The organism is Pectobacterium aquaticum (assembly GCF_003382565.3).
Classification (GTDB): Bacteria; Pseudomonadota; Gammaproteobacteria; order Enterobacterales; family Enterobacteriaceae; genus Pectobacterium; species Pectobacterium aquaticum.
Genome location: NZ_CP086253.1, coordinates 3,632,818 through 3,650,085, shown reverse-complemented (window position 1 = coordinate 3,650,085; position 17,268 = coordinate 3,632,818). Strand labels below are relative to the sequence as shown.

Genomic DNA, 17,268 nt, shown 5'->3' with positions numbered 1-17,268 from the left:
CCACCCAGCGAGCGAGTGGTGTTTTCCATCAATCAGCCAAGATCGGCATGACCAAAGCGTGCCTGCCAGTCATGATCGAACCGGTTAAGCGCATCGTCAACCGCAGGATCTTGCAGGAACAGTTCAGCAACGGCAGGGTCGACGGTAATCGCCCGACACCCCGCCAGCAGGCAGTCCAGCACCTGACGCGGTGTGCGAAAGCTGGCTGCCAGCACCTGAGTCTGCGGGCTGTGCAGGTTAATCAGAGTTTGCAGCTCTTTCACGAGCGCAATCCCATCGCCACCCTGCGCATCAATGCGGTTGACGTAAGGCGCGATATAGCGAGCGCCAGCCAGCGCGGCATAAAACCCTTGTCCCGCACCGTATACGGCGGTGCCGAGGGTAGGAATATCCAGCGCCGTCAATTGCCTGATAGCGCTTAAACCCGAATGCGTCACCGGCACTTTGACGACCAGAGAAGGAATCACGTCTCTGAGCTTCAACGCCTCTTCCACCATCACGTCAGGATCGCGCGACATCACCTGAGCAAACAGCTGTCCTTCCGTGCCGATAATGGCCTGCATATCCCGCAGCACGCTGTAAATATCGGATTTTCCGCGTGCGACAATGCTCGGATTGGTGGTCACGCCTTTAATCGGCAACACGCCAGCGAGTCGTTCTACTGCGGCGACATCCGCCGTATCTAAATAGAATTCCATCATTTCCCCCGTTAACTAAAACCGGTTTGTTGGATGACATTCGTCATGCGGGTTTAGCGCACGATAATGCCCAGCAGAATCCCCACTGCGCCGAAATCGGAATCGCTGAACGTGGTGTTCGCCAGTCCGATACTGCCCAGCACTGGGAGCAGGAAAACAGGCAGGAAGGTAATCAGTAATCCGTTGGCAAAAGAACCTAAAATCGCACCGCGACGTCCGCCAGTGGCGTTACCGAAAACGCCAGCCGCTGCGCCGACGAAGAAGTGCGGCACCACGCCGGGAATGATCACCGTCCACCCCATCAGGTAGAGCAGAACCATACCGATCACCCCAGCCGCAAAGCTGCTCAGGAAGCCGACCAGAACAGCATTCGGGGCATACGGGAAGACAACGGGGCAATCTAATGCGGGTTTAGCGTTGGGAACCAGTTTGTCAGAAATGCCTTTAAACGCAGGCACGATTTCCGCAATCACCATCCGCACGCCTTGCAGCACGATATACACACCAGCGGCAAAGGTAATGGATTGGATCAGCGAAAACATGAACCAGTTTTTCCCACCGGCATTCATCGTTTTCACCGCTTCCGGGCCAGCAAACAGGCAGGTGAAAATGAAGATGAAAAACATGGTAAAGGCGATGGCAACCGGCGTATCACGCAGGAACAGCAGGCTCTTCGGTACTTCCATGTCCTCTGTTGATTTCTCTTTATTACCAAACTTGCTGCCGATAAACGCTGACAGCAGCTGTGATATCGCCGAGAAGTGACCAAAGGCGACGTCATCCGAGCCTGTGACTTTCTTCATATACGGGTGAATAATGGCAGGGAACAGCACCATCGATACCCCAACGACCAGCGATCCAACGGTAATCAGCATCACCCCTTTCATGCCTGCTGTTGCCAGAATCACCGCAACCATCATCGACATAAACAGCGTGTGGTGGCCAGTCAGGAAAATGTATTTCCACGGCGTAAAGCGGGCGATCGCGATATTAATGACCATCGCAAAGAACATGATCATGGCCATCTCGGTGCCGAAGTTCTTCTGTGCTACCGCGACAATGGCTTCATTGTTCGGTACTACACCGGCGATACCAAACGCATGGTGGAAAATCTGGGCGAAATCGCCCAGCGAGGACACGATCAGGCTCGCGCCCGCCCCGAGGATCAGGAAGCCCATTACGGTTTTCACCGTTCCCTTGATGCATTCCGTGGCCGGTTTTTTCTGTGCAATCAGGCCGATAAGCGCAATCAAACCGACCAATATGGACGGTTCAGACAGCACATCACTCATTAAAAAACGGAAGAATTCCATTTTTGATCCCTCGCTTATAACGCGCCAAGTTCTGTCAGGGCGACCGACAGGCGCTCTTTCATCGCCACTTTATCGATCATGTTGCTCAGGGACACAATTTTCCCCCCTACTGCCTGCGCGACGAGCTGATCGGCAATATCTTTGGTGCCGACAAAGATGTCGCTGTCCGTGCCTTTCGCCGAACCTAAATCCACGTGATCCACGTCAGCAACTACGCCGAGTTCTTTCACGATGTTTTTAATGCTCATTTCCATCATCAAGCTGGTACCCAAGCCGTTACCGCATACGACTGTAATTTTCATAATCTGTGTCCCTCTGGTGGCAATTAATAACGAGAAATAACGGAAAGCACCTGTTCTACGTCCGTCGCGCGGAGTAATGCGGCGACGTCATCAGGTGTGTCGAACAACTGAGCAAGCTGTGAAATAATATCGATATGGCTATTGCTGTCTGTAGCGGCCAAAACAATCAGTAAATGCACGGGATCGTTGTCTTCGGAATGGAAAACCACACCGTCACGAATCAGCGTCAGGCTGACTGCGAGTTGGTTCACACCGTCTTCCGGGCGCGCATGCGGCATGGCAATGCCGGGACCGACGACATAGTAAGGACCGATGGCCTCATGAGAGCGATAGATCGCCTCAAGATAGGTAGGCTCAATCGATCCATTATCCAATAAAGGCTTACAGGACAAAGCGATAGCGTGACGCCAGTCATCACAGGCAGGCAAAATCTGAACAACGTTTGGTGTTAGTAAAGTGTTAAGCATTAGAGTCACCTCTGTATCATTATGAACGCAGGATAGTGTGCTGATTGCGAAAATAATGTGATTAACATCTAAAAAGATAGCGCTAACTGATATATATATCATTAACTGTGACCCACTTAGCACAAGCGGGGCCATTATTTGTTCCCTTGTGTCACCATAGGCACACTATGAACTGCGGTGCAGGGCGTGAATGACGCAGTAAGGAAATCGGTGTCGTTTGCACGTTGCCCTGCGTCACGCTAGCCTGAAGGCAATAGAAGTCACCGGCTGTTATCGCGACCGTGCGATGAGAAAAATGACGAATGGAGAGGAAGTGAGCATGCGTAAGCGTCGCAGTACCGGTAAGGTTACGCTACAGGATGTCGCCGACTACGCGGGCGTAGGGACGATGACGGTATCGCGCGTGATGCGTAAACCCGATCTGGTCTCTGAAAAGTTACGCAGCAAAGTGGAACTGGCCGCCAGAGCATTAGGCTATGAACCCAATCAAGAGGCCAGCCAGCTTACCGAGAGCACGAATCGCGTGACGCTACAGGACATCGCGAACCATGCCGGTGTTGGCGCCATGACGGTGTCCCGCGCGTTGCGGGAGCCCGGACTGGTTTCTGATGCCACGCAGAAGAAAATCAATGACGCGATAAAAACGCTGGGCTATGTACCGAATCAGGCCGCAGGCGCACTGGCATCAGCCTATCAGCCTGCTATCGCGGTGCTTTATCCTTTTCAGCAAGATCGCGCCAGCGTGCGTTTTGTGCAGGCGCTGCAACAGGCGGTGGGCAAACATAACGTTCCGTTAATCATGGGCTGCCATGAATATCGCCAGCATACCGAAGCGGGAATGGTCGAAAAACTCCTGCAGCAGCGGCCAGCGGCGCTGGTGTTATTCAGCGCACAACTCTCACAGCGAACCCGAGACATCATCCAGGCCAGTAACGTCATTACGGTGAACGTTTCCGGTGCTGATGCACTGAGTGCGAATATCAATATTGATATCGCCCTTGCCGAAGCGGCGGAACAACTGACGATGTCGCTGCTGGAAAAGGGGTATCGTCACGTGGCCTATATTGGCGCTCATACGGATAACCGTTTGCAAAAACAGCAGTTGAACGGCTGGAATAAAGCCATGCTGGTGCACTATCACAATGCGGATTTGAAAATTACGATCCCGGAAGCACCCAGCCTGCAATTTGGTCGTTACGCCATGACGGAACTGCTACAAAACCAGCCGGAGCTGGATGCGATTATCTGTAGCCATGAGGAAATTGCGCTGGGCGCGCTCTTTGAATGCCAGCGCCGACTGATGAAAGTCCCTTACGATCTGGCGATTGCCTGTCTCGATGGTTCCGAACAATGCGAACACACGTTCCCCGCGCTGACCGCGATGCGGCTTGACTATGAAAAGCTGGGTGCGGAGGTCGGGCGTCTGGTACTCGCTATGATGGACAACGACGAGCATCCACCGGTAGTGGAAAAAGTGAAGTTTATCTTTGAGCCCCGCGCCAGCAGCTAACTAAACCGGCCTGCGGGGCCAGTTTAGCAAGGAAATTGTGATGAATTACAGCGAGGCACCGCCGCAGATCACCAACTGCTGGCCGGTAATGGCTGCGGCAGACGGAGAAAGCAGGTAACCCACCAGATCGGCCACTTCCTGTGGCTGGATGAAGCGCCCAATTGGCGGCAGCTTCGGCGGAGAGCTTTGGCGACCCGGCATGGTCAGCATCGGTGTTTCCGTTGCGCCCGGCGCGACGATGTTTACCGTTATGCCGCGTGGAGCCAGTTCTGCTGCCCAGCTTCTTGCCATGCCGATCATCGCGGATTTTGTCGTGACGTACTGGCTGCGTCCTGCTGAACCGCTGGATGTGCGGCTGCCCAGTAGCACAATTCTTCCACCTTGCGGCAGCTTATCGACCAGACGATCGGCCAGTACCTGTGCCGCGTTGATATGCAATCGCCACAGCGTTTCACCGTCTTCCAGCGAAAGCTGACCGAGTGGGGCTGATTTCATAATGCCAGCGGCATGGATGACGGCATCAACCTGCGCTATCTCGTCCAGAATGGCCGTCAGCGCGGGCGTATCCATGATATCCACCGCGCGGTGGGTAAAATTTGGATGTGAGTAGTCACCCGGCTTGCGTGACAGGCCGGTTACCCGCCAGCCTTCCGCCAGTAATTTTTGTGTGATGGCGGCACCGATCCCTGAGCTGCTACCGGTAATCAGGGCGTGTTTAGGGGCTGTCGCTGACATGAAATACGTCTCCTTAATATTCAACCGTTCTGATACAACCGTTCTTATTGCAACAACGTAACGGGGATTTTAAACACGGCTTTTTTGACCGGTGCTGGACTGTCGTTAATCGCACACAGTGCCTGATGAGCTTCACCTGGATAGAAGGTGACGAAGTCGCCTGCCCGCAGGTGGATCTGATGTGGCACCTGAGGATTATCCAGAATATAGAGATCCGGCTTACGTTCAGTCGCGGGCTGACCATGCACATCATTCAGACCGTAACCGATAATTTCCTCGCCTTCCAGAATCAGTTGGATATCGAGGTAGTTACTGTGAAATTCAGTATGTCGAGTAGCGCGCGGTGCGGTGTTCACGGTGCCGATGTTGTAGAACCATTCGGCCCCTTCCGGCTGATAGCGGCCTTCAGGTAGCGCATTCAGTTCAGCCAACGACATGCCCGGCGCGGACAGAATGGTCCACAGCGCATCGGGTAAGGTGGCGAGTTTGAGGGTGTTGAGGTTTCCTGCAATCATAATCGAGTCCTGAAACTAGCGGGGGAGTGCCCCCACTGGAAAAGAGAAAAAGCTGCGTGATTTAACCTTAAGCCTATTTTTAGGAGAAACACGGGGATGAGGTTCCCGTAGGGAAGCCTCGCCCCGTGGTCGCTCCGTGTATCTCAGGTTTTAAACGATCTACAGCCTTAACCTGCTTTAACCCACTCCTCGCTCACCACGACGTGCTTGATCGCCTGTCGGAAGTAAGTGAACGCGACGTGCAGCTTACCGTCCTGCGCTTGTTTAACGCTGGGGTAAGAGAACTCGCGGTTCAGCTTCTCCGTGGAGTTATTGGTCATGCAATAACCGTCGCCCACTTCGATATTACGCTGCCACGGCCAGCTTTTACCGCCGTCTTCCGAAATGGCGAGCGTCATCGGCGCGCGCGGGGCACCCCAGAAGGCGCTACGACCACCGGCTTGCACTTCCGGCATTTTGGCATCGCTGGCTTTGTCTTCTTCGTCCTCGATTTCATCGTACAGCGACAGACGGCGTTCGGTGGCATCGGCGGCGCTCATATGGTTGAACACCAGCGCCAGATGGCCATTCTCCAGCGTCGTCACCTGAATGGACGAGTTGTTATTCGGCAACTCGGTTGCCACGGGATCTGACCAGGTTTTACCACCGTCCGTTGAACGGCTTTGGTAGATGAAGTCCGCCCAACGGCTGCGGTACAGCGCCAGCAGCGTACCGTCCTTCAGCGGGGTGATGTTCATATGCACGCAGCCTGTGCTGTTTGGCACTGGGTATTCCTGCCAGGTTTTCCCCTGATCGCTGGAAATTTTCACGGCGCTGTCGTCATCGTTGCCGACCCATTTCTCACCTGGCTGAACGCGGCAGTAGAACACCGGCAGCAGCCAGTCGCCGTTTGCCAACACGGTGATGGGCTGGCGGATGAAGGTACCCGGCTGATCGAGTAGCGTGCCGATCTCGCCCCAGGTGGCACCTAAATCCGTAGACTGACGGTAGCGCACAATCGCGGTGTCCTGATTACCGGATTTCTGCGCGGTGTACAGCAGCCACAGCACGTTGTCCGGCGCGAGGAACAGAACTGGGTTCTGCTCGGAGCGCGTAGCATCTTCAGACAGCTTAACGGCGTTACTCCAGCTATCGCTGCCTTTCACCAGACGTGACATGTAGATAGAGATATCCGCAATCCCTTCTTGTGTGCCGCCAAACCAGACGCACAGTACATCGCCGTTCGGCAGATGGAGCAGGTTGGCCGCATGATTCTGCGGGCATTCCGATGGAATGTAGGCATCCAGACGCGCGGCATCGCCTTCTGCGTGATGAACTTTTCCGCTACGTTCCACAGTAATGGTTTCGCTACTCATGACTCAGGCTCCCGATTTATTTTCAGTTGGAGAGGTTTTGATTTTGTTCGCTTTGTTTGCTTTGTTCGGAATCATACGATCGATCAGCATGACTATCGCTGGCGTGGCCAACGCGACGTACATGTTATCGATGCCGTACGGGTTGCCGAGAATGTACCAGACGGAGGTGACGACACAGGCTGATATCAGGCTGGCGTTGGCGCCGCGGGTGCTGTTAAAGAACGGTAAATAGAAGGCAATGATGGCGACTACCGAGATAGAAAGGCGGATGGCACGGGTAAAGAATGACAGCTTGAGAACTTCAGGCACCAATAAAACAAAGACCAGCGGCAGGAATCCGATGATGAGCGAGAATACGCGCGTCATCTTCATCTCTTTTTCTGGCGTTGGGTTGTAATACGGAACATAAAAGTCTTTAACAATCAGTGAAGCAATCGCCAGTGCGACGGTACTCACACTGATAAATATCGACGCAACCAGTGACGTCGTAACCAGACCGGCAACCCATGGATTCATATCTTGTAGAAAAATCGGCATAGCGTAGAGGCTTTTGATTTCTGGGTGAGCAAACTTCGCTGCAACACCGATGACCGCAATAGCAATTGCGATAGGCATACAGAAAAAGAAAGCAACCCAGGTAGCGCGTTTGGCTGATTTTGCACTGCTGGTTGAAGAGATGGCCTGAATCACGAACTGGGTACAGAAGATGGAACCGATGGTGCCAATCAGCCAAGCGAAGATAGTGCTGGCCCCGATGTTACCATCCCATGTCCAGTAGTAATCCGGCATTTTTTCGATCATCGGGGTGATGCCGCCGGTCATTTTCAATGCTACGTACAGGATGATCATCACACCAATGTATTTGATGGCACTGTGAATCAGGGTGACGTAAGCCACGCCTTTTAAACCACCAAAGTAGAAATAGAAGGTACTCACAATCGCGGTGATCAGTGCGGCGACGGGCAGAGAAATCTTCAACACCGTAGAGATTGCGGCTGCACCGCTGACGTAGTTGCCCACGTTTACCAACAGCAGAGCGTAGATCATGATGATCGAAATGATATTTTTGGTACTCGTACCGTATTTCTCGGCGATAGCACCAGAAATAGTCAATTTGCCGGTGTTATAGATTTTCTTAACCAGAATCATACCGAACAAAAGAAAGCCGATCGCGGCACCAATCACCGACCAGGAGGCGGCGATGCCGTTCTCAAAGGCAGACTGTGCCGTACCGACCGTCGATTTGGCGCCGATGAATTCGGTCATCAGCAAAACACCGACGATAAATGCCGGTAGCGCACGCGACCCTTCCATGAACTCAGCGTTTGATTTACTGCGTAGTTTGAGCGTTAACCAAGAGGTAAACGCGATATAAAACACTATCATCCCAATGATGATGAGGGTATCGGTGAAGTCAAAATGGTTCATATCTTCTCGGCCTTAAATGGAAATTGATATTTCTCTGTTACTGCGAGAATTGATTAAGGATGTTGCGGATGTTGTCTTCATCCTGTGCGGAAAACTGGATGGGATAGCGGCTGACGCCGACATCTTCACCCATGATTGCCAGCGCTTTTTTCACCACGGCGGGTGAGAACGCGATGGCGTACAGTGTCTTACGCAATTCGGCAACCTGTTCTTGTGCCTGACGAGAGCCTTCAATGTCGCCCGCGTTGAAGCGGTGCCAGATCTGGCTGATCGGTTCCGGTGCCACGTTAGCCAGCCCGGAAATACAGGCGGAGCAGCCGTCAACAAAGCCCTGGTGAATGAGCGAGTCTGGGCCATTCAGTACGTTAAAACCCTGTACGCCTTTCACCGCTTGCACATAACCGCTCAGGCTTTCATAACTGCCTGCGCTGTCTTTAATGCCGATGATGTTCGGGTGATCCGCCAGCGTGCGGACGGTTTCCGGTGCCAGCGTATTCCCCGTGCGTACAGGAATATTGTAGAGAAACACCGGCACAGTCAGCGCATCGGCGACGGCGGTGTAGTGGGCGATCAGTTCTTCCTGTTTGAGTGGGATGAAATAGGGAGTGATGACCGAAACGGCATCGACACCCAGCGCGGCGATGCGCTTGCCGAGCTTGATGGTTTCCCGCGTGGAGATTTCGCCGATGTGGCCGACAACCGGCACTTTTCCGGCAACTTCATCAACGCAGGTTTCAGTAACGGCGACTTTCTCATCGGTGTGCAGTACGAAAAACTCACCGTTGGTGCCATTACAGAAAATACCGTTGCCATAGCGCATCTGGCGCTGAACCTGAAGGCGCATGGCTGCGGGGTTAAATTCGCCCTGGTTATCAAACGGCGTGACGATGGCGGTCAGGACGCCGGTAATATTTTTACTCATTGTTCTTCCTCGTGACACGTAATCAAAAAGATGAAAATTTAAAACCGTTCAACCTAAATCCGCGCGCTTTAAAACAGAGTCAGATAAACCTCACGGACATCGTCGGCGCTGACCTGCGTCGGCACGTTTTTCATCAGGCGCTGAACCTGTAACGCGGCATCAACCAGGTACGGCAGGTGGTCTTTTTCCACACCGAGCTGCTGTAAGGTGTTAGGCAGATTGAGTCGTTTAACCAATTCGCTGAAGTAGGCCACCAGCGCCTGCGCTTTTTCCGCCGTACTGAGCGTCAGATCGGCATCCGGCAGCAGGTCATACGCCTGTGCGAATTTGTCCTGTGCGGCGTCCTGCACGAAACGCATGCAAGGGGCGAGCAGGATGGCGTTCGCCACGCCGTGCGGGATGTGGTACTTGCCGCCCAGCGGGTAAGACATGGCGTGAACCAGATGCGTACCGGAGTGGGCAATGGCAGCACCACCGTAATAGGACGCCCACAGCATGTTCAGCTTGGCTTCCATATTGCTCGGCTCGCGCACGGAGGTTTCGAGGTTGGCAAACAGCTTTTTCAGTCCAATCAGCGCGTAGTTGTCGCTGACTGGGTTGGCAATCGTTGAGGTGAAACACTCAATTAGGTGGCAGAGTGCATCGATACCGGTTGAAGCGGCGATATGCGACGGCATGCTGATGGTCAGCTCCGGTACCAGCGCAACGTAATCCGGCAGCATCACTGGCGTAATAATGCCGACTTTGGTCTCTTTTTCCGGGATCGCCAGAATGGCATTCGGCGTGGCTTCTGAGCCAGTTCCTGCGGTGGTCGGGATAAGCAGGGATGTCGTGCGGCGAGTCGGTTGCTCTCCTGCCAACAGGCTATCCAGCGTGACGGCGTCATCGCCCGCGCACAGCACGGAAAGCAGTTTGGCAACATCCAGTACGCTGCCGCCGCCTACGCCGATGACCAGATCGGTTTGGATTTGATTGAGCTGGCTCAGTATCTGGGCGACGTCGTGCTGGCTTGGCTCGGCAGGAACATTATCAACCAACAGAACCTGCGGAACGGCTTGCTTAACTTGTGCGATCAGCGCCTGAACGTCAGGCAGCCCGATGATGTTTTTGTCGGTGACAAATAAAACGTGCTGTTTCCCTGCCAACAGGTGACTAATGTCCTGAAGTACCCGGTAACCGCTGAGGATAGTGCTATTGATGTTCATGCTTATTACCTTGCCTTTTCTCTTTCGCCAGAGCGTTATCGCTATGATGATAATGGTTGCGATGGTGATTACTTTCAGTCAAATAGCGTGGTTCTCATCACGCAGAAACGCCATTTGCCACATCGTGGTGATAATTTATAGGTGAAATTCCTTTTAAATAATTTGATATTGCTCACATATAATCAAATGTGATTCAATATAATCATTATCAGGTAATCACGAACCGGGGATGAGGTATGTCAAACGTGCAGCAATCAGCAGAACAGGTATTAGTAGTCGCTGATGACTTTACGGGTGCCAATGATGCGGGCGTCGGTCTGGCGCAGCATGGCGCGCGGGTTAGCGTCGTATTTGACGTTAATAAACTGCATGCGGATTTACTGGGTGATGCGGTGGTGATCAACACCGATAGCCGTGCGGCGCGTGACGACGTGGCGTCTCAACGTACCGCAGAAGCGGTTACTGCCTGGCAGGCAGCCGGCGGACAAGGCTGGATTATTAAGAAGATTGACTCGACGCTACGTGGGAATCTGGGGGCGGAAGTGGCCGCCGCGCTCTCTGCGGCAGACGTGCCTGTCGCGCTGATTGCTGCGGCTTCGCCGACGCTGGGGCGCGTGACCCGCAAAGGTGAAGTCTGGGTGAATGGTCGCCTGCTTACCGATACGGAATTTGCCAGCGACCCAAAAACACCGGTGGCTTCGGCTTCTATCGCTGCCCGTCTGGCAGAGCAAACCGCTTTAGCCGTGGCGGAAATACATCTTGATGACGTCCGCCAGGACAATTTAGCCGACCGTTTGCAGCAACTGGCGGGCTGTGGCGTACGTCTGATTATTCTTGATACCGACGAGCAGGACGATCTGACGCATATCGTTCACGCCGCCAGAACGTTGCCATTTCGTCCCTTGCTAGTTGGCTCAGCAGGCCTGAGCGAAGCGCTGGCGAATACGCAGAATTTTACGCGTAAGACCGAAAGGCCGCTGCTGGCTGTCGTCGGGTCGATGAGCGATATTGCTCAAAAACAGATTGCGGCCGTCAGACTGCGCAGCGATGTCACGCTGGTTGAGATTGATATCAACGCACTCTTTTCACCCAACTCGTCCACCGTCATGGCATCTCAGTGTCAGGACGCGGTGAAGGCGCTGATGAACGGTAATCACTGCATTATTCGTACCTGTCATAACGAAAATCAGCGCTTCGAGATTGACGCGCGCTGTCGGGAGCTTGGGCTTAGCCGACAGCAGCTTGGCGAAACGATCAGCCACTATCTGGGGGAACTTACGCGCAATATTGTTCAGGCGCTAGACAGCCTGACGGCGGACAGAGCTAACCGGCGTCTGCCGAGCGGACTGTATTTATCCGGTGGTGACATTGCGATTGCCGTGGCAACCGCACTGGGCGCGACCGGCTTTCAGATTAAGGGGCAAATCGCATCCTGTGTGCCCTGGGGATACCTGCTGAACAGCGTTGTCGGCACGACCCCTGTGATGACTAAAGCGGGGGGTTTTGGCAACGAAACTACTTTGCTCGACGTTTTACGTTTTATTGAGGAGAAGGTCAGTGAGTAAAATTATTGCGGTAACGATGGGTGATCCGGCAGGGATTGGACCGGAAATTATTATCAAATCGCTGGCCGAAGGCGAGCTTTCCGGCGCGTCCGCCGTGGTGGTGGGCTGCGTACAGACGATGCGACGTATTCTGGCGCTGAATATCGTGCCAGCCGTAGAGCTGAAAATTATTGATAAACCAGCTGACGCGGTCTTCGCGCCGGGCGTCATCAACATGATTGATGAGCCGTTGGAAGATCCTCAGGCGCTGAAGCCTGGCGTTGTTCAGTCGCAGGCGGGCGATTTGGCTTACCGCTGCATCAAGAAAGCGACCGAGCTGGCGATGGCGGGTGAAGTCCATGCGATTGCCACCGCGCCGCTGAATAAAGAAGCGCTGCACTCGGCGGGCCATCTCTATCCGGGCCACACTGAACTGCTGGCGAAGCTGACCAACAGCCGCGACTATGCCATGGTGCTGTATACCGATAAGTTGAAGGTGATCCATGTTTCAACGCACATCGCGCTGCGTAAGTTCCTGGATACGCTGAACCGCGATCGCGTGGAAACGGTGATCGAGATGGCGGATGTCTTCCTCAAGCGCGTTGGTTTTACTCACCCGCGTATCGCTGTTGCCGGGGTTAACCCGCATGCGGGCGAGAATGGCCTGTTTGGTGATGAAGAGATCACCATCGTGTCGCCATCGGTTGAAGCCATGAAGGCCAAAGGCATTGATGTCTATGGCCCGTGCCCGCCGGATACCGTCTATTTGCAGGCGTATGAAGGCCAGTACGACATGGTAGTGGCGATGTATCACGATCAGGGCCACATTCCGCTTAAGCTGCTGGGCTTCTATGATGGGGTAAATATCACTGCCGGATTGCCGTTCATCCGCACCTCTGCTGACCACGGTACGGCGTTTGATATTGCCTGGACAGGGAAAGCGAAGTCAGAAAGTATGGCGATTTCTATCCAGCTCGCCATGCAACTGGCCTGATTGGCAGTAACCCATCACGGTTGATAGCACGGTTTTTTAAGCTACAGTGCACATTGCAGGATATCTTCCTTCCCGCGTTCGGGAAGGTTTCTGGTATCCTGCAATCAAGAACCAACAATGTAAAATAACTTTATACCCCAAATAATTCGAGTTGCAGGAAGGCGGCAAGTGAGGGAATCCCGATGAGCTTACTCAGGTAAGTGATTCGGGTGAGTGAGCGCAGCCAACGCACAAGCAGCTTGAAGTATTACGGGTATATGACAGCAAGATGGATATCGCCGTGGATCCTACATTAACTGATGCTTTCCGCATGAGCGGGGATAAAGTAAAAGGGCAGAGCCGTCTTGATCAGATTATGGATTATCTGAAAAGCCATAATCTGGTGACAGTCGATGAACTGGTGTCCGTGATCGACGCTTCCCCAGCGACGATTCGTCGTGATTTGATCAAACTGGATGAGCAGGGCGTGATTAGCCGCAGTCATGGCGGCGTGACGCTCAATCGTTTTATCCCTTCCCAGCCGACCACGAATGAGAAATTACATCGTAGCCTTCAAGAAAAGCAGGCGATAGCCCGCTATGCCGCGACGCTGGTTAAACCGGGCAGTGCGGTCGTGCTGGATGCGGGAACGACCATGCTGGAGCTGGCGCGAAACCTGACACATTTGCCGCTGCGCGTGATTACCGCCGATTTGCAAATTGCGCTGTTTCTGTCTGAGTTCAAGCAGATCGAAGTGACGATTATCGGTGGACGTATTGATGACAGCAGCCAGTCCTGCATCGGCGAACATGGCCGCCGTCTGTTACGCAGCATTTACCCCGATATCGCGTTTATCAGCTGCAACTCGTGGAGTCTGGACAAAGGCGTCACCACGCCGACGGAAGAGAAAGCGGGCATAAAACAAGATCTCGGCGCGAATGCAAGCCGCCGGATACTGCTGGCCGACAGCAGTAAATACGGTGCGTATTCGTTGTTCTGCGTCACGCCCCTGTCGGAACTCACCGATATCATCACCGACAGCGCGTTAGCGTTTGAGGTGCAGCAGCAGCTCAACGCACAACCTTTTCAACTGCATCTTGTTTAAGCATGCTTACCGTTTAAGCGGGCTGACAATGTAGCTGGTAATCAATCTTCAGTGGTTTTTCTGGCGTTATTTGCTGGTTGGTCGCATAACCTTGCGCGGCGATAGGATTTTCCCTGAGGCTTTTGGGGCCAAGATCCCAGGCTGAACAAATGGGTTCAACACCCAAACAGCGGTTTCGCCCATTCCAGGGTGCATAAGCACGGCCACCATTGCTAAACCACAGCAAGCAGTGAGGAAGCGACTGCGTGTCCCAACGCAGCGTGACGCGGTGCTGTTGTGCTGGATAATGCAGACTGATGGCTGATACTGGGCTCAGTAGCTGGACGATTTCTTCCGTGGCTTCTGCTAATGGAAGCCGTTGCAGATTCATCGTATTGCCTGATACCGTTGGCACAGTAGCAAGGCTGTTGAACCTTGCCAAGGGGCGTAACTGGCTGATGCCTGGCTCCGGTGCTTCGGGGTACACCAGCCCACTTTGCATGTTTTCTGCCGTTAAAATGACATCTCCTGCGTCATTGCCAATGGGAAAGATGGGATGCAGGCCGATAGGAAAACGGCATTCTCGGCGCGCTTCAACAATCAGTCGAAAACACGCCCTTCCGTCGTCTTGCAACGTTACTTCACGCGTTAAGCGTGTGAGTGGAAAATCCTCAGCAAACAGAAACTGGAGCTGAATGACGTTTTCTTTCTGAGATGTAACCTGCCATTCACCGTTAACAGGCAAACCATGTGAAGCATGATGAAAAAAGCCCTCACCATCCTGTGAACTATGGCCAAATGGGACGGCAACCCACTCTCCCGCAAGACGCTGCATTAATGGCGGAAGATTGGCACAGGCCGCTACATCATCCAGCCAAGGGGCGCGATAGAGCACTTCTCGGGGTGGCAGAACGGATGTCTTGTAACGTAGCGAAGTCAAAATACCACCCGCCGTACTCAGCGTGGCAGCAAGTTGGCCATCATGGCTGGCCAAAGAGAACAGGTGGGGTTGTGAAGGCATAATGTCTCCAAGGTAAAAGGAATACTACTCTTCACCTGCACTTTTACGGATCACTAGCTGCACTGCGAGATGCTGAGCGCCCACGCGCCGTTCAGGGTCAAGCAAGAGAGCGAGTGCTTGATGACCTAACTGTGCTTTATCAATCGCAACTGTGGTTAAGGGCGGATGAGCCAAGCGTGCAGAATCAATGTCATCAAACCCGACAATTGCCATATCTTGCGGCAGATTAAGCCCTTGTTTTTGACAGACGCGCATAGCAATCAACGCCGCGGAATCATTATAGGCAAAAATGGCGTCAGGACGCTGCGGCAGTGCCAGCAGCTCTTCCACCGCCTGCGTCAGCGCCTTTTCGGTATCCAGCAATGGTGGGGCGATCGCTTCATACTCTGGGGGCATCAGCAATTTCGCTTCATATAGCGCTTGGCGGTAGCCTTTTTCTCGTTGGCGAATACTGTAGTGAGCCAAGCTGCTTGCCAAATAGGCGATACGTGTCCGGCCTTGGGCGATCAGATGCTGGGTCGCCAGATAACCGCCTTGCACATTATCTGGGTTGACGCTGGGTAAATCAGGTGCCCAAAGATCCACCAACGCCAAAGGCAGTTGCATCTTGTGCAGCACGGCCAGAAGCTCAGGCTCAAAGAAACCTGCACACAGTAATGCATCCGGCTCGTGCAGCCTGACTTGTTCCTCGACGGGATCCATCGGCCCTAACGCAAGAAAACTCAAGGCAATGCCTTCTTGGCGGCAAGCATTTTCAACACCGAGCAACAGTGGAGAATAGAAGGACAATGCACTGGTGATGTTGTGTTGACGGTGTAGCAGAAACAGGACTCGACGAATTTTTTCTGTGCGCAATCGAGTAAAATCATAACCCTGTTGCTGGGCGATAGAGAGAATGCGCTGCCGAGTCTCTTCTTTTAGTCCTGGCTGTCCTTTTAGGGCTCGGGACACTGCTCCCGTGGACACGCCGGATGCGGCGGCAATATCTCTGATCCTGATCCGCTTGGTCATGCGTTACCTTACGCTGTGAATAAAAAGGAACTCCGTGATGATTGCATTATGGTATCACAACGTTTCATCGTCCGGCATGGGGTAACCGGCTTTTGCACCGAGCCAGGCAGCGCCGCGCACACCGCTACTGTCGCCGTATCTGGCTTGTACGATAGGCGTCATAAAGGTATTGCTAAACACGTAGCGGGCAATACGATCGCCAAGATCGGTATAAATAGCTTCGCTATTTGATAACCCGCCGCCCAGCACGATCACGTCGGGATCGAGCAGGTTGACCACACTGGCCAATGCACGTGCGAGTTGATCCTGATAACGCTGAAAGTAAGCCAGCGCGTTGCTCTCTTTGAATTCGACTGCATCCATAATTTCTCTGGCGCTCAGCGTAGTACCATTAAAGTGGTTGTAGCGTTGGGCTAAACCGGTACCAGAGACAAACGATTCAATACAGTTGCTTTGCCCACAATAGCAACTGACCGCTGGGCCGTCATACTCCGGCGTATAGCGTGGCAGCGCATTGTGACCCAGCTCACCTGCACAGCGATTACGGCCATCCAGTACCCGCTGATGAATAGCGATACCACCGCCGCAACCGGTGCCGAGAATGACACCGAATACGGTATCGTAGCCTCGGCCCGCTCCGTCGATAGCCTCAGAGAGCGTGAAACAGTTGGCATCGTTGCTAATGGCGATGGGTTGCTTTACGTATGCCTCCAACATAGCTGGCAGCGGTTGCTGATTAATCACCAAAATATTGGAGTTCTTGATACAGCGGTTACTGGCTTCTACCGTGCCGGGTAGGCAGATGCCAATGGTAAAAGGCTGCTGAAGGGCTTTCCGCACCTCTTCAATCACTTGGCACAGACGGTGAAAGAAAGATTCATAGCTCTGCTTTTCTGTGGCATAGCGCTGTAGATAGACGACTTCGCCCGCTGCGTTCAGCACAACGGCCTCGATTTTAGACCCGCCGATATCAATGCCCAAACTTAACATGGTGTTTCGCTCCTGTGCCGCCCACTGGCGACAGAGATACGCCATAAATTAGAGGCGCTATAAATTGTTAATTTTCGTCTAGGGTACTTTTTATGTTTACTAAACTCAATCGGTGTTTTGGGGGTTTAGACAAGTGGGTTTTGGTTTTAACCTTTATTAATCATTGTGTTGTGTTTTTTTATTGTCATGGCATAT

General features: G+C 53.3%; 17 protein-coding genes. 4 read left to right on the top strand and 13 right to left on the bottom strand.

Features of this window, described 5'->3' with window-relative positions; all coding sequences use genetic code 11:
• Window positions 1-32 precede the first annotated feature (32 nt).
• Genes fsa through DMB82_RS16915 form a run of 4 tightly spaced genes read right to left on the bottom strand, consistent with a single transcriptional unit; the run spans window position 33 to window position 2,780 of the window.
• Window positions 33-698 carry a fructose-6-phosphate aldolase gene (fsa, locus tag DMB82_RS16930; RefSeq protein ID WP_102117337.1) on the bottom strand — a complete coding sequence of 222 codons (666 nt, stop codon included), beginning with the start codon at window positions 696-698 and terminating at the stop codon, window positions 33-35.
• A gap of 53 nt (window positions 699-751) precedes the next feature.
• Window positions 752-2,011, bottom strand: a complete 1,260-nt coding sequence (locus DMB82_RS16925) for a PTS ascorbate transporter subunit IIC (RefSeq protein WP_116163713.1) — start codon at window positions 2,009-2,011, stop codon at window positions 752-754.
• 14 nt (window positions 2,012-2,025) lie between these two features.
• Window positions 2,026-2,313 (bottom strand): PTS sugar transporter subunit IIB, encoded by a 288-nt coding sequence (locus DMB82_RS16920; protein WP_039470109.1) that lies wholly within the window; start codon window positions 2,311-2,313, stop codon window positions 2,026-2,028.
• Window positions 2,314-2,336: 23 nt separating this feature from the next.
• Window positions 2,337-2,780, bottom strand: coding sequence for a PTS sugar transporter subunit IIA (locus DMB82_RS16915; RefSeq protein WP_102117335.1), 444 nt, complete (start codon window positions 2,778-2,780; stop codon window positions 2,337-2,339).
• 319 nt (window positions 2,781-3,099) lie between these two features.
• Between DMB82_RS16915 and DMB82_RS16910 the strand changes: the two genes are divergently transcribed.
• Window positions 3,100-4,290 (top strand): LacI family DNA-binding transcriptional regulator, encoded by a 1,191-nt coding sequence (locus DMB82_RS16910; protein WP_116163711.1) that lies wholly within the window; start codon window positions 3,100-3,102, stop codon window positions 4,288-4,290.
• A gap of 45 nt (window positions 4,291-4,335) precedes the next feature.
• On the opposite strand, the gene DMB82_RS16905 is transcribed toward DMB82_RS16910, so the two are convergent.
• From DMB82_RS16905 to DMB82_RS16880, 6 genes are all read right to left on the bottom strand, one after another.
• Window positions 4,336-5,025 carry an SDR family NAD(P)-dependent oxidoreductase gene (locus DMB82_RS16905; RefSeq protein ID WP_102117333.1) on the bottom strand — a complete coding sequence of 230 codons (690 nt, stop codon included), beginning with the start codon at window positions 5,023-5,025 and terminating at the stop codon, window positions 4,336-4,338.
• Window positions 5,026-5,069: 44 nt separating this feature from the next.
• Window positions 5,070-5,540, bottom strand: a complete 471-nt coding sequence (locus tag DMB82_RS16900) for a NanQ anomerase/TabA/YiaL family protein (RefSeq protein ID WP_102117332.1) — start codon at window positions 5,538-5,540, stop codon at window positions 5,070-5,072.
• Between the two features lie 167 nt (window positions 5,541-5,707).
• Window positions 5,708-6,895, bottom strand: a complete 1,188-nt coding sequence (locus DMB82_RS16895; protein ID WP_102117331.1) for a sialidase family protein — start codon at window positions 6,893-6,895, stop codon at window positions 5,708-5,710.
• 3 nt (window positions 6,896-6,898) lie between these two features.
• Entirely contained in the window at window positions 6,899-8,323 is a 1,425-nt protein-coding gene (locus DMB82_RS16890) for a sodium:solute symporter family protein (protein ID WP_102117330.1), read from the bottom strand.
• Between the two features lie 37 nt (window positions 8,324-8,360).
• On the bottom strand, window positions 8,361-9,245 hold the full coding sequence (locus DMB82_RS16885) for a dihydrodipicolinate synthase family protein (protein WP_116163709.1): 885 nt from the start codon (window positions 9,243-9,245) through the stop codon (window positions 8,361-8,363).
• 68 nt (window positions 9,246-9,313) lie between these two features.
• Window positions 9,314-10,450: an iron-containing alcohol dehydrogenase gene (locus DMB82_RS16880; protein ID WP_102117328.1), complete on the bottom strand. Its 1,137-nt coding sequence runs from the start codon at window positions 10,448-10,450 to the stop codon at window positions 9,314-9,316.
• A gap of 236 nt (window positions 10,451-10,686) precedes the next feature.
• Here DMB82_RS16880 and dtnK point away from each other — a divergent pair, with 236 nt between their 5' ends.
• The 3 genes from dtnK to DMB82_RS16865 all read left to right on the top strand — a co-directional run bounded on the left by dtnK (window position 10,687) and on the right by DMB82_RS16865 (window position 14,072).
• Window positions 10,687-12,015 (top strand): D-threonate kinase, encoded by a 1,329-nt coding sequence (gene dtnK, locus DMB82_RS16875; RefSeq protein ID WP_102117327.1) that lies wholly within the window; start codon window positions 10,687-10,689, stop codon window positions 12,013-12,015.
• Window positions 12,008-12,988 (top strand): D-threonate 4-phosphate dehydrogenase, encoded by a 981-nt coding sequence (locus DMB82_RS16870; RefSeq protein WP_102117326.1) that lies wholly within the window; start codon window positions 12,008-12,010, stop codon window positions 12,986-12,988. The genes dtnK and DMB82_RS16870 overlap by 8 nt, the downstream gene beginning before the upstream one ends.
• A 268-nt stretch (window positions 12,989-13,256) precedes the next feature.
• Window positions 13,257-14,072, top strand: coding sequence for a DeoR/GlpR family DNA-binding transcription regulator (locus DMB82_RS16865; protein WP_116163707.1), 816 nt, complete (start codon window positions 13,257-13,259; stop codon window positions 14,070-14,072).
• A 13-nt stretch (window positions 14,073-14,085) separates the two neighbouring features.
• On the opposite strand, the gene DMB82_RS16860 is transcribed toward DMB82_RS16865, so the two are convergent.
• From DMB82_RS16860 to DMB82_RS16850, 3 genes are read right to left on the bottom strand one after another with little or no spacing between them, the layout of a single operon-like run.
• Window positions 14,086-15,072, bottom strand: a complete 987-nt coding sequence (locus DMB82_RS16860) for an aldose epimerase family protein (RefSeq protein WP_102117324.1) — start codon at window positions 15,070-15,072, stop codon at window positions 14,086-14,088.
• Between the two features lie 24 nt (window positions 15,073-15,096).
• Window positions 15,097-16,083, bottom strand: coding sequence for a LacI family DNA-binding transcriptional regulator (locus tag DMB82_RS16855; protein WP_102117323.1), 987 nt, complete (start codon window positions 16,081-16,083; stop codon window positions 15,097-15,099).
• Window positions 16,084-16,137: 54 nt separating this feature from the next.
• A complete protein-coding gene (locus tag DMB82_RS16850) occupies window positions 16,138-17,073 on the bottom strand; it encodes an ROK family protein (protein WP_102117322.1) in 936 nt (311 codons plus the stop codon).
• Window positions 17,074-17,268: the final 195 nt, after the last annotated feature.